Below are 16,531 nucleotides of genomic sequence, written 5' to 3' on the forward strand. Positions count from 1 at the left end.
AGGCAATAAAGCAGTCGGCGGCGTGGATCACGTCGCCGACTACCGCTCACGCGAACTGATGGCGAAACGATCACAGACAATCGAAGAAATCAGGTCCGCGTAGCGCGCGCGAAAACTGCCCTCCATCCGTAGATACTGCGAATCGTCGCGTTTGTTGACAGTGACATCAAGCGTTCCGTACGGCAAACGCAGAACGCCATTTTGCAGTACCCGAATGTCGTCTGTTTTTGCCAGATCAAAAGAGTACGATCCCGAGACCGGAATGCGATGGTGGGGAATGTTTATCAAAACAGGTACCCGGGCCTGAAACACCAAGTAGACACCTTCAGCATCGCTCGTCAACGAGAACGAATTGGCAACCAGCGCTGTTTTGCTGTAACCCACACTCCAGGTGCCATTGAACTCATTGCCTGAGCGGCTGCCCGCACGCGACGAGTGGGCCTGCGCGGCATCGCGTTCTCGGCTGGTGAAGAGAAAATCAGGACATTCGAATGTTGATTTCCCATCGGTCAACACGCTTGAAAAACATCCGGCATAAAAACCAATCAACGCCTGGTCCGTCAGTTTTACATCAACTGTCAGCGTACCCTGCTCGATAGGCACCCGGGTTCCACCCAGCCAGATACCAACATCCGAACCTGGGTGTAAATTGAACTGATACTGTCCCGAGTTTGGAATGCAGGCAAACGGGATGTTAATAAGCACCGGTTGAAGCCCCCCCCTGGCGATCAAGAAGACTCCGTCGAAACCGTAGTTAACTTCGAACGTCTGGGCACGGATTTCGTATGTTTCATTCCAGATATGCAGCGAAGCGTGGAAATGCGGGGTGCTCTGCGGCGCGGGTGGTTGCGTGAGAAGTTCAGTTGCCGAAGCAATTGTCGCGTACTCTAAGTCTTTCATCACCTAATCCTCTAAGTGTCGAGCCGGGTGGCTGACAGCGTTAGAGTAGGTGCGGTGAAACTCCTAGGTATACTGGCAGAAATGCCAGGTACCTGGTTGTCGTCAACAGTGTTCGACAGCCCATCACGACCCGTAAATAATTATTATTTACTTGCCAACTGTTCTGCCAAACGCGTTCCTACGGCACAATACCCTGCATGCTCACCTGCCCTGGATAGCCCATGACCACTGCAACGGACCCTGCCGTGCTCGCCTCCCCCGAGCGCTCCACCTTCGATCTGCGCCCGCTTCTGGCGGCCAACATGGCCTGCACCATGGCGATGATGGCCTTCGTCTCGTTGATCGGCCCGATTGCCCGCACCCTCGGCCTGGCCACCTGGCAAGCCGGCGCGGCGGTAACGGTTGCCGGGGTGATCTGGATGCTTCTGGCCCGCCCCTGGGGCCGCGCCAGTGATCGCCTGGGGCGGCGCAAGGTGTTGCTGCTCGGCACCGCGGGCTTCACCGTCGCCTACTGGGCGTTGTGCCTGTTCTTCGATACCGCCTTGCACCTGCTGCCCAGCGCCGCCCTGGCCTTTGCCGGGCTGGTGCTGGGCCGCGGCCTGATTGGCGCTTTTTACGCGGCGTTGCCGGTCGGTGGCGCGGCGCTGATCGCCGACAATATCGAACCCCGGCACCGCGCCCGGGCCATGGCTTCGCTGGGGGCGGCCAACGCTTTCGGCCTGGTCATCGGCCCGGCCCTGGCGGCGGTGCTGGCGCGCTTCAGCCTGAGCCTGCCGTTCTATGTAATGGCGGTGCTGCCGATGCTGGCGTTTGTGGTGCTGCTGCTCAAGCTCAAGCGTCAGGAACTGCACCTCAAACAGCCGCCACGGCCGGTGCGCCTGGCCGACCCGCGCCTGCGCCGGCCACTGCTGGTAGCCTTCGTGGCGATGCTCAGCGTGTCGGTGGCGCAGATCACCGTCGGTTTCTTCGCCCTCGACCGCCTGGGCATGGCCCCGGCCGATGCTGCGCAAACCGCTGGCGTCGCCCTGACCATGGTCGGCGTGGCGTTGATTCTGGCGCAGATCCTGGTGCGCAAGCTCGAATGGCCACCGCTGCGGATGATCCGCGTCGGCGCCAGCATCGCCGCCGCAGGCTTTGCCGCCAGCGCCCTGGCCACCAGCGCCGTGGGCCTGTGGGCGTGCTTCTTTTTCTCGGCCTGCGGCATGGGCTGGGTGTTCCCGGCGTTTTCGGCGCTGGCGGCCAACGCCATGGACGCCTCCGAGCAAGGCGCCACGGCCGGTTCCATCGGCGCCGTGCAGGGCCTGGGAGTGGTCATCGGGCCGCTGGCCGGGACCCTGATCTACGCCGTCGATCCGCGCCTGCCGTACCTGATTGTCGCGGCGCTGCTGTTGTTGGTCGGGCTGTGGCCGCAGCCGAAAAAGCCCGCCTAACAGGTGGGCCGCTAAAGCCGGTTCGAATGTGTTTTAATGCCTCGCCCAAAATTTTTGACACATAAGGCGGCTATGGACACGGGGACACGACTCAAACTGGTGCGTGAACGCAACAAACTCTCCCAACGGGAGCTGGCTCGGCGCAGTGGCCTGACCAACTCGACGATCTCGCAGATCGAGCAGAATCGCGTCAGCCCTTCGGTCAGTTCCCTGAAAAAGCTGCTTGAAGGCATTCCGATGTCGTTGGCGGAGTTCTTCAGTTTTGACGAGCCGATCCGCGAAGAACGCTTTGTGTTCCGCTCGACCGAACAGCCCGACCTGGGCAACAGCGGCCTGCGCATGCTGCTGGTCGGGGCCAGTGTCGAAGGCCGGCAAATGCGCATGTTGCGCGAGCTGTACGCGCCGGGCGCCGACTCCGGCGAGCCGATCGTGCACGCCGAGGGCGAAGAGTGCGGCCTGGTGACCCGTGGCACCATCGAATTGCGGGTCGATGGCCAGGTCAGCATCCTCAACTCCGGTGACGGCTACTACTTCCCCACCACCCTGCCCCACAGCTTCAAGAAGAGAACGAAAGGAGGAGGAAGAGAGAAGAAGAGAAAAAAAAAAGGGAAAGGAGGAGGGGAAGAGAGCGGAGAGGGGGCAGAGAAGAAGAGGGAAGCGGGACGAGAGAGGGAGGGAAGAAGAAGAGGAAAGAGGGAGGGGAGAAAAGGAAAAGAAAGGAAAAAAAGGGGAGAAGGGAAAAAAAAAGAAGAAGAAAGGAAGAAAGAAGAGGGGGAAGAGAAGAAAAAAAGGAGAGAAGAGGGGGGAGGGGAAAGGAGAAGGGGAAAAGGAAGAAAAGGGAGGAGGAGAGGGGAGAGGATAAGAGGAAAGAAAGGAGAGGGAAAAAAAAGAAAAGGAAAGGGGAAAGGAGAAAGGAGGAGGAAGGAGAAAGGAAAGAGGGGGAGGGAAAAAAAGAGAAGAAAAAAAGAGGGAAGAAGAGAAGAGGGAAGGGAAAGGGGGAGAGGGAAAGAAAAGGGGAAGAAGAAGAGAAAAAGGAAGAAAGGGAGAGGAAAAAAAAAAGGGGAAAAAAGGAGGAAAGGAGGGAAAAGGGGAAAAAAGGGAGGAGAAAGAAAGGGAAAGGAAAAGGAGGGGGGGAGAAAGGGGAAGGAAGAAAAAGGAGAGGAAAAAAGAAGAAGAAAAGAAAGGGAAAAAAAAGGGAGGAGGAAGGAAGAGGAAGGGAAAAAGAGGGAAAGGGAAAGAAAAAAAAAGAGAAAAAAGGGGAAGAAGAAGGATCACAGCCCGGCATAGGTGGTCGAAGTGGTGTCAAAGTGATGCAGCTTGCCCTCGGTGGCCCAGGCCAGCAACAGCAACAGCGACACGCCCAACAGACGTTTCTGCGCGCCGGTCATCGGCCCGAGCTCGGCCAGGGTCTTGCTTACTGCCGCCTTGCCACCCGGAATCGCATCGCTTTCGGGCGGCAGCATTTTCAGCACCAGGACGATCAGCACCACCGACATGATCACTGCCCACGGCGCGCCAGCGATCAGCCAGTCGATCCACGACACCCGCGCACCGAGCATCTTGTCCATGAAGCCGACGGTCAGCAGGTTCTGCGCCGCGGCAGTCTGGATGCCGATGTTCCAGATGCTGGTGCCCTGAGCGACGATGATCATGATCCCGGCAGCGATGTTCGAGCGTTTGTCGACACCAAAAGCGGCGATCACCCCCATCATGATCGGCACCACGCAGGCACTGCGCGCAGTGGCGCTGGGCACCACCAGGCTGAGCAGCACGGTGACGGCCACCGCCCCCAGAAGGATGCGCCGGGTGCTGACGCCGATGCTCGACAAGGTCACCAGGGCGATACGCCGGTCCAGCCCGGTGTGGGTCATGGCCGCAGCGATGAACAAGGCGCCGACCACCAGGGCCAGGGCACTGTTGGAAAAACCGGTCAGGGCCAGGGTGATGGCGGCCGAGGAGCCGTAGATCACCGAAGGGTCGGCCACCGTCGGCGCCGTGCCGAGCAAAAAGGCCATCAGCGAGGTAATCATGATCGCGCTGGCTTCGTACGACACCGCTTCGCTGATCCACACCACCACGGCAAAAGCCAGAATCGCCAGCACCCGGTGGCCGGCCACTGGCAGGTCGGCGGGCATCGGCAGCAACAGCACCCCGACCAGCGCTGCGATACCGATCAGCAGGCCAATCGGCACGCGGGCTCTGGCGGTTTGTGAGACAGGCACATTGGCCGGCGAATTCATCGGTAACTCCCTTTAGAACATGTGCGGCCATGATCGCGCAGATCGCTTTTGCGCAGACTGATGCGCATCAATGCCCCGAATTCGAGGCATTGTCCGACAAGATGTAGTGCCTTGAAAAAAACACTACAAAACCTGTTGACGCCGTTCGTCGCCCCTTGCATGATGAGGTCGTCTCCCCGATCGGGGGTACTGGCAAGGGTGTTCCAGGCAGCTCGACAGATCCATGAGCTGTGTGCGGATGGGTACTGCCCAAAAGGCAGCGTGTAGAAGCCCCCAGTTGTGACGCTGCTGTAGCAGCTTTCATTTAACGCTACATGTTATGCGCCAAGTGCGAACAAACAACGAATGGTCAAGGGGGCTTTATGATGAATCTGAACAATCAACCGACTGTTGAAGAACTGGCCCGGCTGTTCGCCGCGCGCAAGGACACTCTCGACAGCCACATCCTCTGGGTTTGCAAAACCGGTGAAGTTCACCTGGACAGCCTGGAAACCATGAGCGACGAAGCCGAGTTCGAAGAACGCAAGCCGAACATGCGTGCCCGCCTGAAGATGTACCGTCGCGGCCAGGGCTACGTTGGCAAAAAGGCCGCCGCCGACACTCAATATGTCGGTCGGGTTCTACAGACCCTGCAAAGCGAGTGGGCTGCGCTGCAGAACAAGCCTGGCGTCGCGGTGATCGACCGTCTCTGCTAAGGGTCGCTGGGGTGCGGCACTGCCCCAGCCACGCTTGAGCCCAATCCACGCGGATTGGGCTTTTTTATTTATGGCGGTACAGGGCTAGAATGCCCCCTTTGCGCCAAGAACCCGCTTATGACCCACCCCACTTTCGGAACCGACGATGCATCCTACCAGGCCGCCGGAGGCATCGACGGCCTGCGCCGCCTGGTCGATGACTTCTACCGCTTGATGGATGAAAACCCCGAGGCACGAACCGTGCGCCAGATGCACCCGCAAAGCCTGGAAGCTTCGCGCGACAAGCTGGCGTGTTTTCTCAGTGGCTGGCTCGGCGGCCCGCGGCTGTTCAGTGAGCGCTATGGCCCGATCGCCATCCCGGCCTTCCATGCCCAATGGCCGATCAATGAAAGCCACAGCGCTATCTGGTTGGGCTGTATGCGACAGGCGATTAACCTGCAGGAGTATTCTGCAGAATTTGCCGAGTACCTGTTGCGCCAACTGCGCGTGCCGGCCGAACGCATCGTCCAGGCCAGCCGCGCCCGTCACCCTCAGGCCTGACGGCGCAGCGGCGCCTTCTCCAGTGGCAAGGCACCGGTGGCCAGCGCCCTGGCGCGGTCAACGCCCCAGACCATGGCGCGGGTCATGGTCTCGCCGGGGCGATTGTCGTGGTACTCCTCGACCAGCGCCTTGCCCTGGCGCGTATAAATGCCGAGGAACAACTGAGTGGCGCCGGTGCGCGACAGCCTCACCTGAACGTCGATACTGGTGCCGTCGCTGAGCTGTTCGTCATGACTGCGGCTGTGCAGTTGTGCGTCAGCCCAGTTCCAGTAGGTCTCTTCCCTGATACGCATCGAATGGCTCCTGTATTGATGGCGGCATTAGTAAGGCACACAACCCGGCATCAGGCGAGCGCCAGCCGCGCAACCTTTGCGCAAGGTCAAACAATGCAAAAAAAAGGTTCTTCACGGAATCCCGGGTTGGGATGTTGAGGCTGCGAGTTTATCCATTCAGTGTGGGGCTGCTGCTGGCCCCTTCCGCCTTTACGGCGGCCTACTTTTCTCTTGGTGTATGGACCGGACACATGGTGGACAGGTGTACGGGGACATGGTTGACACTTTTCGGCAAGCAAACCTGCCGGGAATTCGACCATGCCTTGGAACGCGAGAGACGCCATGAGCTTGAGAGAAGAGTTCGTTCATCTGGCCAATCACCCAGACGCCAATGTCAGGGAGTTGTGCCGACGCTTCGGTATCAGTCCCCAGACAGGTTACAAGTGGCTTAACCGCTACCGGCAGGAGGGTGCGGCAGGCCTTTTGGAACGATCCAGAAAACCTGCCAGCAGCCCTAGGCTGACGGATCGTGGGCTTGAGAAAGAAGTGATCGCCATCCGCAAGGAGCACCCTGCCTGGGGTGGCCGCAAGATCAGGCATCTACTGGGTCAGCGCATTTGCGCCAGTACCGTCACCAATGTTCTGCATCGCCACGGGCTGATCACCTCCGAAGCCAGTGCTGCAGCTACGCCGTGGAAACGCTATGAACGCGAGGCTCCTAATGATCTCTGGCAGATCGACTTCAAAGGCTTCTTCCAGACAGGTCAGGGGCCGTGCTACCCGTTGACGTTGATCGATGATCACTCGCGCTTCAACTTGGCGATTCAAGCCTGTGCGCATCAGCGAACCGAATTGGTCCAGGAGCACCTGACCGATCTGTTCAGGCGGTATGGCCTTCCCCTGCAGATCAACGCAGACAATGGCGCGCCCTGGGGGGCACCACGAAACCCTGGAGAGCTGACGCCACTAGGGATCTGGATAGTGCGTCTGGGCATACGCTTGACCTTCAGCCGGCCAGGGCACCCACAGACCAACGGTAAAGACGAGCGCTTCCACCGAACGCTCAAGACAGAGGTGCTCAGGGACCGCACCTTCCGTGATTTGCGGGAGGCGCAGGAGGCGTTCGACCTGTGGCGTGGCGTCTACAACTACAAGCGACCCCACCAGCAGTTGGACTACCAAGTACCGAGGGAGCGCTACCAGATGAGCACACGGCCGTTTCCAAGCCGGGTACCAACCTTTGAATACGGACCCGAAGATATCCTAGTCAAACCCTACGATAGTCAGTTCCGCTTCAGGAAGCGCTCATTCCGGATAGCAAAAGCGCTGGTGGGCCACATTTTGGCTTTGCGCCCGAGCGAGAAGGGACCTGATCACTTCGACGTCTACTTCTGCCACCGCAAGCTGAGAACCATCGATTTCAACAACCCGGATGGCAAGCGATAATGTGTCAACCATGTCCCCGTACATGTGTCAGCGATGTCTCCGGTCCATACATCTTGGGAAGAAGTAGGCAAAACCGCTTGCTCCTGCATACGGCCCTACGCTGCGCTCCGGGTCCCCTCGCTACGGCACCTTCCGGGGCATCGCGGCCTACGACTTGCTTCGCAAGTCTACATCTCGCGTCTTCGGCTGCCGCCGAAGGTGCTGCGCACCGCCCCTACAGGCACCTCCGCTCGGCCTCCTGAAGTCGCTTTTCGCGGTGCCTGGAAGTACGTGCATGAACATCAAGATCAAGACCAAACAAGTTGGTGCTCGTTTTATCAGCGGGCTGTCCCGCTCCTGCGTCAGCATGGCTGCGCCAACATCTGCTTTCGCAGATGCGTCAGTGCAGGCGCCGCCCGTAACTTCGCGACTTCAGGAGGCTGAGCGTAGGTGTCTGGAGGGGGCTGGTGCGTAGCACCCTTCGGCCGAGGCCGAAGTCGCGAGACGTAGACTTGGCGAAGCAAGTCGTAGGCCGCGATGCCCCTGGAAGGCACCGTAGCGAAGGAACCCGGAGCGCAGCGTAGGGCCGTATGCTGGAGCGAGCGGTTTTGGTTCCTTTTGCCAAGAACAAAAGGGACCCGCCGTAAGGGCGGAAGGGGCCAACAGCGGCGCCACACCGAATGGATAAGCCCGCAACCCAACCCAAGAATCATAGCCCCCGAGATTCCGTGAAGAACCAAAAAAAACCCCGCCGTTGGGCGGGGTGGTGGTCGATTCGTTTACTTCTTCGCTGGCAAGCGCGGGGTGAACTTGCCCTTCTTGCTGCGCTGTAGCGCGTTCAGGCGCACCTGCGCATCATCCAGCGTCATGTTGGCAAAGCCCAGGCGATAGCCGCTCTGGCCACAGCGCACCACACTGTTGATGGGAAATTCGTCGCCCTGGTCCTCAATGTAGGATTCAATCATGCCCCAGTCTCCCTCCGATGGCGGACCAGTACCGGCAAGCAGATGATTGCCCAGAAAAGTACTGACCCTGGTGATTCTGAGACTAGCCGGTCATTTGTGGACCGCACGGGCAAGAACAAAAAAGCCCGACCAATGGCCGGGCTGTTTTGTCGCACCCCTGGCGTTTACCTGAGCTTCACCGCGGTACCGGTAACGAACACCACGACCATGCCGCCACGGGCCGAGGGCATGCTGATTTCATAGTCCAGGCCGACCACCGCATCGGCCTGCAGGCTGCGAGCGCGGGCGCGGATTTCGTCGGTGGCCTGGATGCGCGCTTCTTTCAACGCACTTTCCAGGGTTTGCGAACGGCCACCGAAAAAGTCGCGGAAACTGGCGAACATATCGCGAACCACGTTGATACCCTGAACCGACTCGGCGCTGACCACATCCAGATAGGCGGAAATTTCCCGGCCTTCGATGGTCCCTGTGGTGGTAATGATCATGCTGCTCTCCTTCGGCCTTGCCTGTCAGCCGCCCGCAATTGAGCGGGCGGAAAAAGCGCGATGGTAACAAAACCGCCAGCCGCTGCGTGGCCATTTATACAAGCAATTGGTTGTGTAATACATGCCAGCCACCTAGACTCCCCTTCCATTGCCGCCTTACTTGCGAAGGAGTCGCCGATGAACACCGCCCACCCTCAACCCGCGTCATGGGCCGAACTGCTCCACGGGCGCAACGCCCTGCGCTCGATCGCCCTGGCCGGCGGCGTCGCCCTGCATGCAATCAACGTCTATATCGTCACCACCATCCTGCCCACGGTGATCGCGGATATCGGCGGCCTGGCCTTTTATGCCTGGAGCACCACGCTGTTTGTCGCCACCTCGATCATCGGCTCGACCCTCTCGGCGCAATTGATCGAGCGCCTGGGCGCGCGGGCGGCCTTTCTCCTGGCCCTGGCGGTGTTCAGCCTGGGCTCGGTGATCTGCGCCGCCGCGCCGAGCATGCCGGTGCTGCTGATCGGTCGCAGCGTCCAGGGCCTGGGCGGCGGTATCCTGTTCGCCCTGAGCTATGCGCTGATCCGCTTGATCTTCGATGAGCGCCTGTGGCCCCGGGCCATGGCCATGGTCTCGGGCATGTGGGGCGTGGCCACCCTGTGCGGGCCGGCGGTAGGCGGTATCTTTGCCCAGGGCGGCCACTGGCGCTGGGCGTTCTGGTCGCTGCTGCCGGTGGCGGCGCTGCTGGCGCTGATCGTCATCAACCAGTTGCACGGCAAGGTGGCTGCCAGCACCCGGGCCACTCGCCCACCCTATGGCCTGATTGCTTGCCTGGTCGCCTCGGTGCTGGCGATTTCTGCCGCCAGCCTGGCCCAGCAACTGCTGTGGAACCTGCTCGGGATTGGCGCGGGCCTGGCCCTCGCAGTGCTCATCGCCCGCCTCGACCACCAGCCCGAGCGCCGCTTGCTGCCTTCTGGCGCTTACTCCCTGGGCACCCCACTGGGCAAGTTGTATGCGGTGATGTGCCTGTTGATTGCGGCAGTGACCACGGAAATTTTCGTCCCCTACTTCCTCCAGGCCATTCACGGCCTCAGCCCGCTGGCCGCCGGCTACATGACCGCGGCCATGGCGGCGGGCTGGACCCTGGCCGCGCTGTGCAGCGCCAGCCGCACCGGTGAGGCCGCCGAGCGCATGATCCGCGTCGGCCCGGGCATCGTCCTTGCGGCCCTGCTGGGGCTGGCGTTGATGACCGGCCAGCAGGCCTGGCTGGGCAGCACTGGCGGCCTGGCCGTGTATTGCCTGGCGCTGGCCGGCGTGGGCCTGGGGATCGGCCTGGGCTGGCCGCACCTGCTGACCAAGGTGCTCAGCGCCGCGCCACCCGGTGAAGAAAACCTGACCTCGGCGTCGATCACCACCGTGCAGCTCTACGCCACGGCGCTGGCGGCAGCCCTGGCCGGGGTGGTCAGCAACAGTGCCGGGCTGGTCGAGCCGGGCGGCGTCGCTGGCGCGCAACAGGCCGCGACCTGGCTGTTCGCGGTGTTTGCCATCGCGCCACTGCTGACCTGGCTGTTGGTCTGGCGCCTGACTGGCACTGCACCCAAGGTCATGGCCCGATGAGCCTCAGCAACCTCGATAGCGCCTCAAGCGCCGAGCGCATCCTGTTCTTGCTCAAGACCCGCGGCGCGTTGAAAACCACCGACCTGGCCAGCCTGCTGCAGATCAGCTTCGAGGCCACGCGCCAGCACCTGCAGAAGCTGCAGGCCGCCGGGCAAATCAATGGCATCAGTGTCCCGAGCACTGGCGCCGGGCGGCCTTCGCAAAAGTGGATGTTGACCGACGCCGCCCAGCGGCGCTTTCCCGACACCCACAGTGTGCTGACCCTGCAACTGATCGACAGCGTCGAACAGGTGTTCGGCGCCGAGGGGGTCGACCAGCTCATCAGCCGCATGGAAGCCAGCAGCCGCGCCGAATACCAGCAGGCCTGCAACCAGGCCCAGGGGCTGGAAGACAAAGTGCGGGTGCTGGTGCAACTGCGTGAGCGGGCCGGCTACATGGCCCAGATGCAGGCCTGCGGCGACGGCTGGCTGATCATCGAAAACCACTGCCCGATCTGCGTCGCGGCGCGCCGCTGCCAGGGTTTTTGCCGCTCGGAGCTGCAGGTGTTCCAGGCCGCGCTCGGTGAGCAGGCGCAGGTGGCGCGCTGCGAACACCTGCTGAGCGGTGATCGGCGTTGTGTTTACCGGGTTACGCCGGCGTAATCGCCCACTGCTAGGCCATCCGCGCCAGCAACAACTGGCGCAGGCGCGGGCCGAAGACGTTGATCAACAGCCCGGCCATCACCAGCAGCGCGCCCCAGCCTTGCAGCGGGGTCAGGCGCTCGTCCAGCAGCAAGGCCGAAGAGCTCAGGCCCACCACCGGCACCAGCAACGAAAACGGCGCCACCTTGCCGGCCGGGTAGCGCGACAGCAGATAGCTCCACAGGCTGTAGCCGAGCATGGTGGCGATAAACGCCAGGTAGGCCAGCGCCAGCACCGAGCTCCAGCCGATGCCGCGCAGCGAGCTTTCGATCCGCTCGGGGCCTTCCAGCCACCACGACAGCGCCAGAAACGGCAGCGGCGGTACCAACCCGCCCCAGATCACCAGGGCCACCAGGTCGATATTGCCGAAACGCCGGGTGATGATATTGCCCATGGCCCACATCGCGGCGGCGCACAGGGTCAGCAGCAAGGCAAAAAACGGCACGCTGGCGCCGTTTTCGCTGCCGATCAGGGCCAGGCCGCCGGCGGCCACCAGCAGGCCCAGTACGCTGGCCGCGCGCAGCCGCTCGCCGAGGAAGATCGCGGCAAAAAACAGGGTGAAGAACGCCTGGGATTGCAGCACCAGCGACGCCAGCCCCGGCGGCATGCCATTGCCCATGGCCTCGAAGAGAAAGGCGAACTGGCCCAGGGAGATGGTCGCGCCGTAGGCAATCAGCCAGCGCCAGGGCAACTGCGGGCGCTTGACCAGCAGCACCGCCGGAAACGCCACCAGGGCAAAGCGCAAGGCGCCCAGCAACATCGGCGGCAAGCCATCGAGGCCGACCTTGATCACCACGAAATTGACGCCCCAGGCGACAATCACCACCAGCGCCAGCAGTAAATCCTTTAACGGCATGCTTCCCTCAACGGCTTTGTAATATTTCGCAACAGCATAACCTTATGCACGAAATCATCGCAGCATCCATCGCGACGGATGGACGCCGCAAAGCCGACACCTTCACTTGACTGTATTTGTATATACATGCTCATATCTGTTTCAGTCGCCCGCCTGCGTTCGGCTGGCGACCCGACCGCGACAACACAACAATAGGCGGAGATCCCGAGCAATGACCCAGGCCAATGCCTCGCGCAGCAAGCCCCTGATCGAGCGGCGCTCGATCGACTACATCCCGGAAAACGAACGACACGGACGCCTCTACAGCCAGTTCACCCTGTGGCTGGGTGCCAACCTGCAAATCACCGCAATCGTCACCGGGGCCCTGGCCGTGGTGCTCGGTGGCGATGTGTTCTGGTCGCTGATCGGCCTGCTGCTCGGGCAACTGGTCGGCGGCGCGGTCATGGCCCTGCACGCCGCCCAAGGGCCGAAACTCGGCCTGCCGCAGATGATCTCCAGCCGCGTGCAGTTCGGGGTGTACGGCGCGGCCATCCCGATTGCCCTGGTGTGCCTGATGTACCTGGGCTTCACCGCCACCGGCACGGTGCTCTCGGGCCAGGCCATCGGCCAGTTGCTGAGCGTCAGCGACAGCGCCGGCATTCTGATTTTCGCCGGGGTCATCGTCCTTGCCACGGTGTTCGGCTACCGCATGATCCACTGGATCGGCCGGGTGGCCAGCGTGCTGGGGATCATCGCCTTCGTCTACCTGTTCAGCCGCATCATGGTCATCAGCGACATCGGCCAGTTGCTGGAGAACCGTCACTTCAGCTGGGCCTCGTTCCTGCTCGCGGTGTCGCTGTCGGCGTCCTGGCAGATCTCGTTCGGCCCTTATGTCGCGGATTATTCGCGCTACCTGCCGAGCAACACCTCATCGTTCAAGACCTTCCTCGCCGCAGGCCTGGGCTCGGTGGTCGGCGCCCAGGCGTCGATGGTCCTCGGGGTGTTTGCCGCGGCGATTGCCAACGGCCAGTTCTCCGGCCGTGAAGTGGCCTACATCGTCGGCCTGGGCGGTACCGGTGCCACCGCCGCGCTGCTGTACTTCAGCATCGCCTTCGGCAAGGTGACCATCTCGACCCTCAACTCCTACGGCAGCTTCATGTGCATCGCCACCATCATCAGTGGCTTTCGCGGGCACATCGAAGTCACCCGCCGTCAGCGGCTGTTCTTCGTCCTCGCCATCGTTGGCGCTTCGACGTTGATCGCCCTGCTCGGCCAGCATTCGTTCCTGGCCGCGTTCAAGTCGTTCATCCTGTTCCTGCTGACCTTCTTCGTGCCCTGGAGCGCGGTCAACCTGGTGGACTACTACTTCATCACCAAGGAGCGCTACGACGTGCCGGCGCTGGCAGACCCCAACGGCCGCTACGGGCGCTGGAACATGCCCGGCATCATCGTCTACACCATCGGCGTGCTGGTGCAGATGCCGTTCATTTCCACCAAGCTCTACACCGGCCCGATGGTTGCCCACCTGGGCGGCGTCGACCTGTCGTGGATCATCGGCCTGATCGTACCGAGTGTGCTGTATTACCTGGTCGCACGGCGCAAGGCTGCCGATGCCCCGGCGCAGATGATCCTGCCGCAAACCAGCCAGTCCTGAAACAAAAAGGCCGAGCCCCGTCACCGGGGCTCGGCCTGTTTTTGTTCCTGCCCTTCATAGCTTGGCGATCGACACCTCAGTGGATTTGACGAAGGCAATCACTTCGCTGCCGACCCGCAGCTCCAGCTCGTGCACCGAGCGGGTGGTGATCACCGAGGTGACGATGCCGGCGGAGGTCTGTACGTCGATTTCCGATACCACCGGGCCTTCGATGATCTCCTTGACCGTGCCTTTGAACTGATTGCGTACGTTGATCGCCTTGATGGTCATGTGCTGCTTCCTCGTCCTGGGGTGCACTGCCGCGCAGTGCTTGAGGTGCAGATTGCGCTCGAGCGAATAAAATTAAAAAGAATAAATACTTACGAATATAGAACCAAAAGAAATATATAAATCGACATATCGAAAGACCTATAAGTTATTTATTTTCAGTTTTTTAGATCCTTTAGCATCGGTGCCACCCTCATCGAGCAAGTGAGCGCCACCTTTGCACAGCACTCCATCGACCCCTTTGCACATCGCCCGGGAACTGGCCAGTGAGTTCGCCCGCAGTGCGGTCGAGCGTGACCGCCAGGGCGGCACGCCCAAGGCCGAACGCGATGCCATCCGCAGCAGCGGCCTGCTGGCCTTGAGCATCCCCCGCGACTTCGGCGGGCTGGGCGCCAGCTGGACGCAAACCTTCGACGTGGTTCGTGAATTCGCCCGGGTCGACAGCTCCCTCGCCCACGTGTTTGGTTTTCATCACCTGATGCTCGCCACCGTGCGCCTGTTCGCCACGCCCGCGCAGTGGCAGCCATGGTTCGAACTGACCGCGCGCAAGAGCTGGTTCTGGGGCAATGCCCTCAACCCGCTGGACACCCGCACGGTGGTCAAGGACCGTGGCAGCTTTCGCGAGTTCTCCGGTAAAAAAAGCTTCTGCTCCGGCGCCAGCGATTCAGAGATGCTCATCGCCTCGGCGGTGGACGAGAGCGCCGGCGGCAAGCTGCTGATTGCGGCGATCCCCAGCGGGCGCACCGGCATCACCCTGCACAACGACTGGCACAACATGGGCCAGCGCCAGACCGACAGCGGCAGCGCCAGCTTCGAACGGGTGCGGGTGGAAGAAAGCGATCTGCTGCTCGACCCCGGTCCCTTGAGCACGCCGTTCGCCTGCCTGCGGCCGCTGATTGCCCAGCTGCATTTCGCCAATATCTTCCTCGGCATCGCCGAGGGCGCTTTCGCAGAGGCCCGGGATTATGCCCTGCGCGAGTCGCGGCCATGGTTCAAATCGCTCGCCGAACAGAGCAGCGCCGACCCGTATGTACTCAAGCATTTCGGCGACTTCTGGGTGCGCCTGCAGGGTGCGCGGCTGCTGGTTGACCAGGCCGCCCAGGAGCTGGATCAGGCCTGGGCCAAAGGCGCGGCGCTGAGCGCCGAACAACGCGGGCGCCTGGCGGTGAGCATCGCTACCGCCAAGGTCGCCGCCAGCCGCGATGGCCTGGAGATTTGCAGCAAGGTGTTTGAAGTCACCGGCGCCCGCGCCACCCAGGCCTCGGTGGGCCTCGACCGGCACTGGCGCAACCTGCGCACCCAGAGCCTGCACGACCCGCTCGACTACAAGCTGCACGAACTCGGTGAATGGGCCCTGCGCGGGCAATTGCCGACTCCGACCTTCTACTCATAGTGTGACCGCCATGCAATTGTTGACCCTACCGCCCTCCCCGGCCCTGGCCACCTCGATCCGCGCCACCGCGCAGGTGTTCGAAGACCCCAAGTCACGGGCCTTGCTGGCGCACCTGCAGCGGGTCGCGCCGAGTGAAGCCAGCGTGCTGATCATCGGCGAGACCGGCACCGGCAAAGAGCTGGTCGCCCGGCACATCCACAACCTCAGCGGCCGGCGTGACAAGCCGTTCGTGGCAGTCAACTGCGGAGCGTTTTCCGAGTCGCTGGTCGAGGCCGAATTGTTCGGCCACGAAAAAGGCGCGTTCACCGGCGCCCTCAGTGCCAAGGCCGGCTGGTTCGAAGAAGCCAACGGCGGCACCTTGTTCCTCGACGAGATCGGCGACCTGCCGATGCCAATCCAGGTCAAGCTGTTGCGCGTGCTGCAGGAGCGCGAAGTGGTACGCCTGGGCTCGCGCAAGAGCATTGCCATCGATGTGCGGGTACTGGCCGCTACCAACGTGCAGCTGGAAAAAGCCATCAACGCCGGGCACTTTCGCGAAGACCTGTACTACCGCCTCGACGTCGTCAGCCTGGAACTGGTGCCACTGCGTGAACGCCCGGGCGACATCCTGCCGCTGACCCGCCACTTCATCCAGGCCTACAGCCAGCGCCTGGGCTATGGCCAGGTCAGCCTCAGCAGCGAGGCCGAAGCCAAGCTGCGCAGCTACGGCTGGCCGGGCAACATCCGCGAGCTGGAAAACGTCATCCATCACACCTTACTGATCTGCCGTGACGGCGTGATCCGCCAGGAGGACCTGCGCCTGTCGAACATGCGCATCGAACGCGCCGACGACAGCCCCGGCAGCGATGATTCGGCGGAAGGCTTGCTGGCGCGGGCTTTCCAGAAACTCTTCGAACAACCTGGCGGCGCCTTGCACGAGAAGGTCGAGGACGCACTGTTGCGCGCGGCCTACCGCTTCAGTCATTACAACCAGGTGCACACCGCCAACTTGCTCGGCCTGAGCCGCAACGTCACCCGCACCCGGCTGATCAAGATGGGCGAACTGGCGGTGAATCGCCGGCAGCCCGGGGGCAGTACCCAGGGCGAGCGGGTGCTGAATTTGTCGATCTAATGGCCTTATCGCAGGCCCTGCACCCATCCTG

General features: G+C 61.9%; 15 protein-coding genes and 2 pseudogenes. 10 read left to right on the forward strand and 7 right to left on the reverse strand.

The annotated features are described in order from the left end of the window. Positions 1–39: 39 nt before the first annotated feature. Entirely contained in the window at positions 40–900 is an 861-nt protein-coding gene (locus LOY37_RS16715) for a hypothetical protein (RefSeq protein WP_258715318.1), read from the reverse strand. Between the two features lie 221 nt (positions 901–1,121). Between LOY37_RS16715 and LOY37_RS16720 the strand changes: the two genes are divergently transcribed. Both LOY37_RS16720 and LOY37_RS16725 read left to right on the forward strand, forming a co-directional pair. Then, positions 1,122–2,330 (forward strand): MFS transporter, encoded by a 1,209-nt coding sequence (locus tag LOY37_RS16720; RefSeq protein ID WP_258715319.1) that lies wholly within the window; start codon positions 1,122–1,124, stop codon positions 2,328–2,330. A 72-nt stretch (positions 2,331–2,402) separates the two neighbouring features. Further along, positions 2,403–2,891 (forward strand): annotated as a pseudogene (locus LOY37_RS16725) (helix-turn-helix domain-containing protein); the annotation flags it as partial. A gap of 713 nt (positions 2,892–3,604) precedes the next feature. Here LOY37_RS16725 and LOY37_RS16730 read toward each other — a convergent pair. Then, a pseudogene (locus tag LOY37_RS16730) lies at positions 3,605–4,570 on the reverse strand (SLC13 family permease); the annotation flags it as partial. A 362-nt stretch (positions 4,571–4,932) separates the two neighbouring features. Here LOY37_RS16730 and LOY37_RS16735 point away from each other — a divergent pair. Next, on the forward strand, positions 4,933–5,265 hold the full coding sequence (locus LOY37_RS16735) for a hypothetical protein (protein WP_283817199.1): 333 nt from the start codon (positions 4,933–4,935) through the stop codon (positions 5,263–5,265). Positions 5,266–5,382: 117 nt separating this feature from the next. Then, a complete protein-coding gene (locus LOY37_RS16740) occupies positions 5,383–5,805 on the forward strand; it encodes a group II truncated hemoglobin (protein WP_258715320.1) in 423 nt (140 codons plus the stop codon). Here the strand turns inward: LOY37_RS16740 and LOY37_RS16745 are convergent. After that, entirely contained in the window at positions 5,796–6,098 is a 303-nt protein-coding gene (locus tag LOY37_RS16745) for a hypothetical protein (protein WP_045194260.1), read from the reverse strand. The two genes, LOY37_RS16740 and LOY37_RS16745, sit on opposite strands and share 10 nt — an antisense overlap. A 297-nt stretch (positions 6,099–6,395) precedes the next feature. On the opposite strand from LOY37_RS16745, the gene LOY37_RS16750 reads away from it, so the two are divergent. Continuing rightward, complete coding sequence (locus LOY37_RS16750) at positions 6,396–7,523, forward strand: IS481 family transposase (RefSeq protein ID WP_258715123.1); 1,128 nt, start codon at positions 6,396–6,398, stop codon at positions 7,521–7,523. 758 nt (positions 7,524–8,281) lie between these two features. Here the strand turns inward: LOY37_RS16750 and LOY37_RS16755 are convergent. Together LOY37_RS16755 and LOY37_RS16760 are read right to left on the reverse strand one after the other, a co-directional pair. Then, positions 8,282–8,467: a hypothetical protein gene (locus tag LOY37_RS16755; protein ID WP_045194262.1), complete on the reverse strand. Its 186-nt coding sequence runs from the start codon at positions 8,465–8,467 to the stop codon at positions 8,282–8,284. A 164-nt stretch (positions 8,468–8,631) separates the two neighbouring features. Then, complete coding sequence (locus LOY37_RS16760; protein WP_045194264.1) at positions 8,632–8,952, reverse strand: YbjQ family protein; 321 nt, start codon at positions 8,950–8,952, stop codon at positions 8,632–8,634. A gap of 177 nt (positions 8,953–9,129) precedes the next feature. Here LOY37_RS16760 and LOY37_RS16765 point away from each other — a divergent pair, with 177 nt between their 5' ends. Then, a complete protein-coding gene (locus LOY37_RS16765; protein WP_258715321.1) occupies positions 9,130–10,560 on the forward strand; it encodes an MFS transporter in 1,431 nt (476 codons plus the stop codon). Continuing rightward, on the forward strand, positions 10,557–11,201 hold the full coding sequence (locus LOY37_RS16770) for a metalloregulator ArsR/SmtB family transcription factor (RefSeq protein WP_258715322.1): 645 nt from the start codon (positions 10,557–10,559) through the stop codon (positions 11,199–11,201). The genes LOY37_RS16765 and LOY37_RS16770 overlap by 4 nt, the downstream gene beginning before the upstream one ends. A gap of 10 nt (positions 11,202–11,211) precedes the next feature. Here the strand turns inward: LOY37_RS16770 and LOY37_RS16775 are convergent, their stop codons facing one another. Continuing rightward, complete coding sequence (locus tag LOY37_RS16775; RefSeq protein ID WP_258715323.1) at positions 11,212–12,096, reverse strand: EamA family transporter; 885 nt, start codon at positions 12,094–12,096, stop codon at positions 11,212–11,214. A 211-nt stretch (positions 12,097–12,307) separates the two neighbouring features. Between LOY37_RS16775 and LOY37_RS16780 the strand changes: the two genes are divergently transcribed. Further along, positions 12,308–13,729: a cytosine permease gene (locus tag LOY37_RS16780; protein ID WP_258715324.1), complete on the forward strand. Its 1,422-nt coding sequence runs from the start codon at positions 12,308–12,310 to the stop codon at positions 13,727–13,729. 54 nt (positions 13,730–13,783) lie between these two features. Here LOY37_RS16780 and LOY37_RS16785 read toward each other — a convergent pair whose 3' ends face one another. Further along, positions 13,784–13,999: a molybdopterin-binding protein gene (locus LOY37_RS16785; protein WP_010227092.1), complete on the reverse strand. Its 216-nt coding sequence runs from the start codon at positions 13,997–13,999 to the stop codon at positions 13,784–13,786. Positions 14,000–14,213: 214 nt separating this feature from the next. On the opposite strand from LOY37_RS16785, the gene LOY37_RS16790 reads away from it, so the two are divergent. Further along, positions 14,214–15,389: an acyl-CoA dehydrogenase family protein gene (locus LOY37_RS16790; RefSeq protein WP_258715325.1), complete on the forward strand. Its 1,176-nt coding sequence runs from the start codon at positions 14,214–14,216 to the stop codon at positions 15,387–15,389. Between the two features lie 10 nt (positions 15,390–15,399). Further along, a complete protein-coding gene (locus LOY37_RS16795) occupies positions 15,400–16,500 on the forward strand; it encodes a sigma-54-dependent Fis family transcriptional regulator (protein ID WP_093381322.1) in 1,101 nt (366 codons plus the stop codon). The last annotated feature ends 31 nt before the right edge of the window (positions 16,501–16,531 follow it).

The sequence above is a fragment of the Pseudomonas sp. B21-012 genome, from assembly GCF_024749305.1.
Taxonomy (GTDB): domain Bacteria; phylum Pseudomonadota; class Gammaproteobacteria; order Pseudomonadales; family Pseudomonadaceae; genus Aquipseudomonas.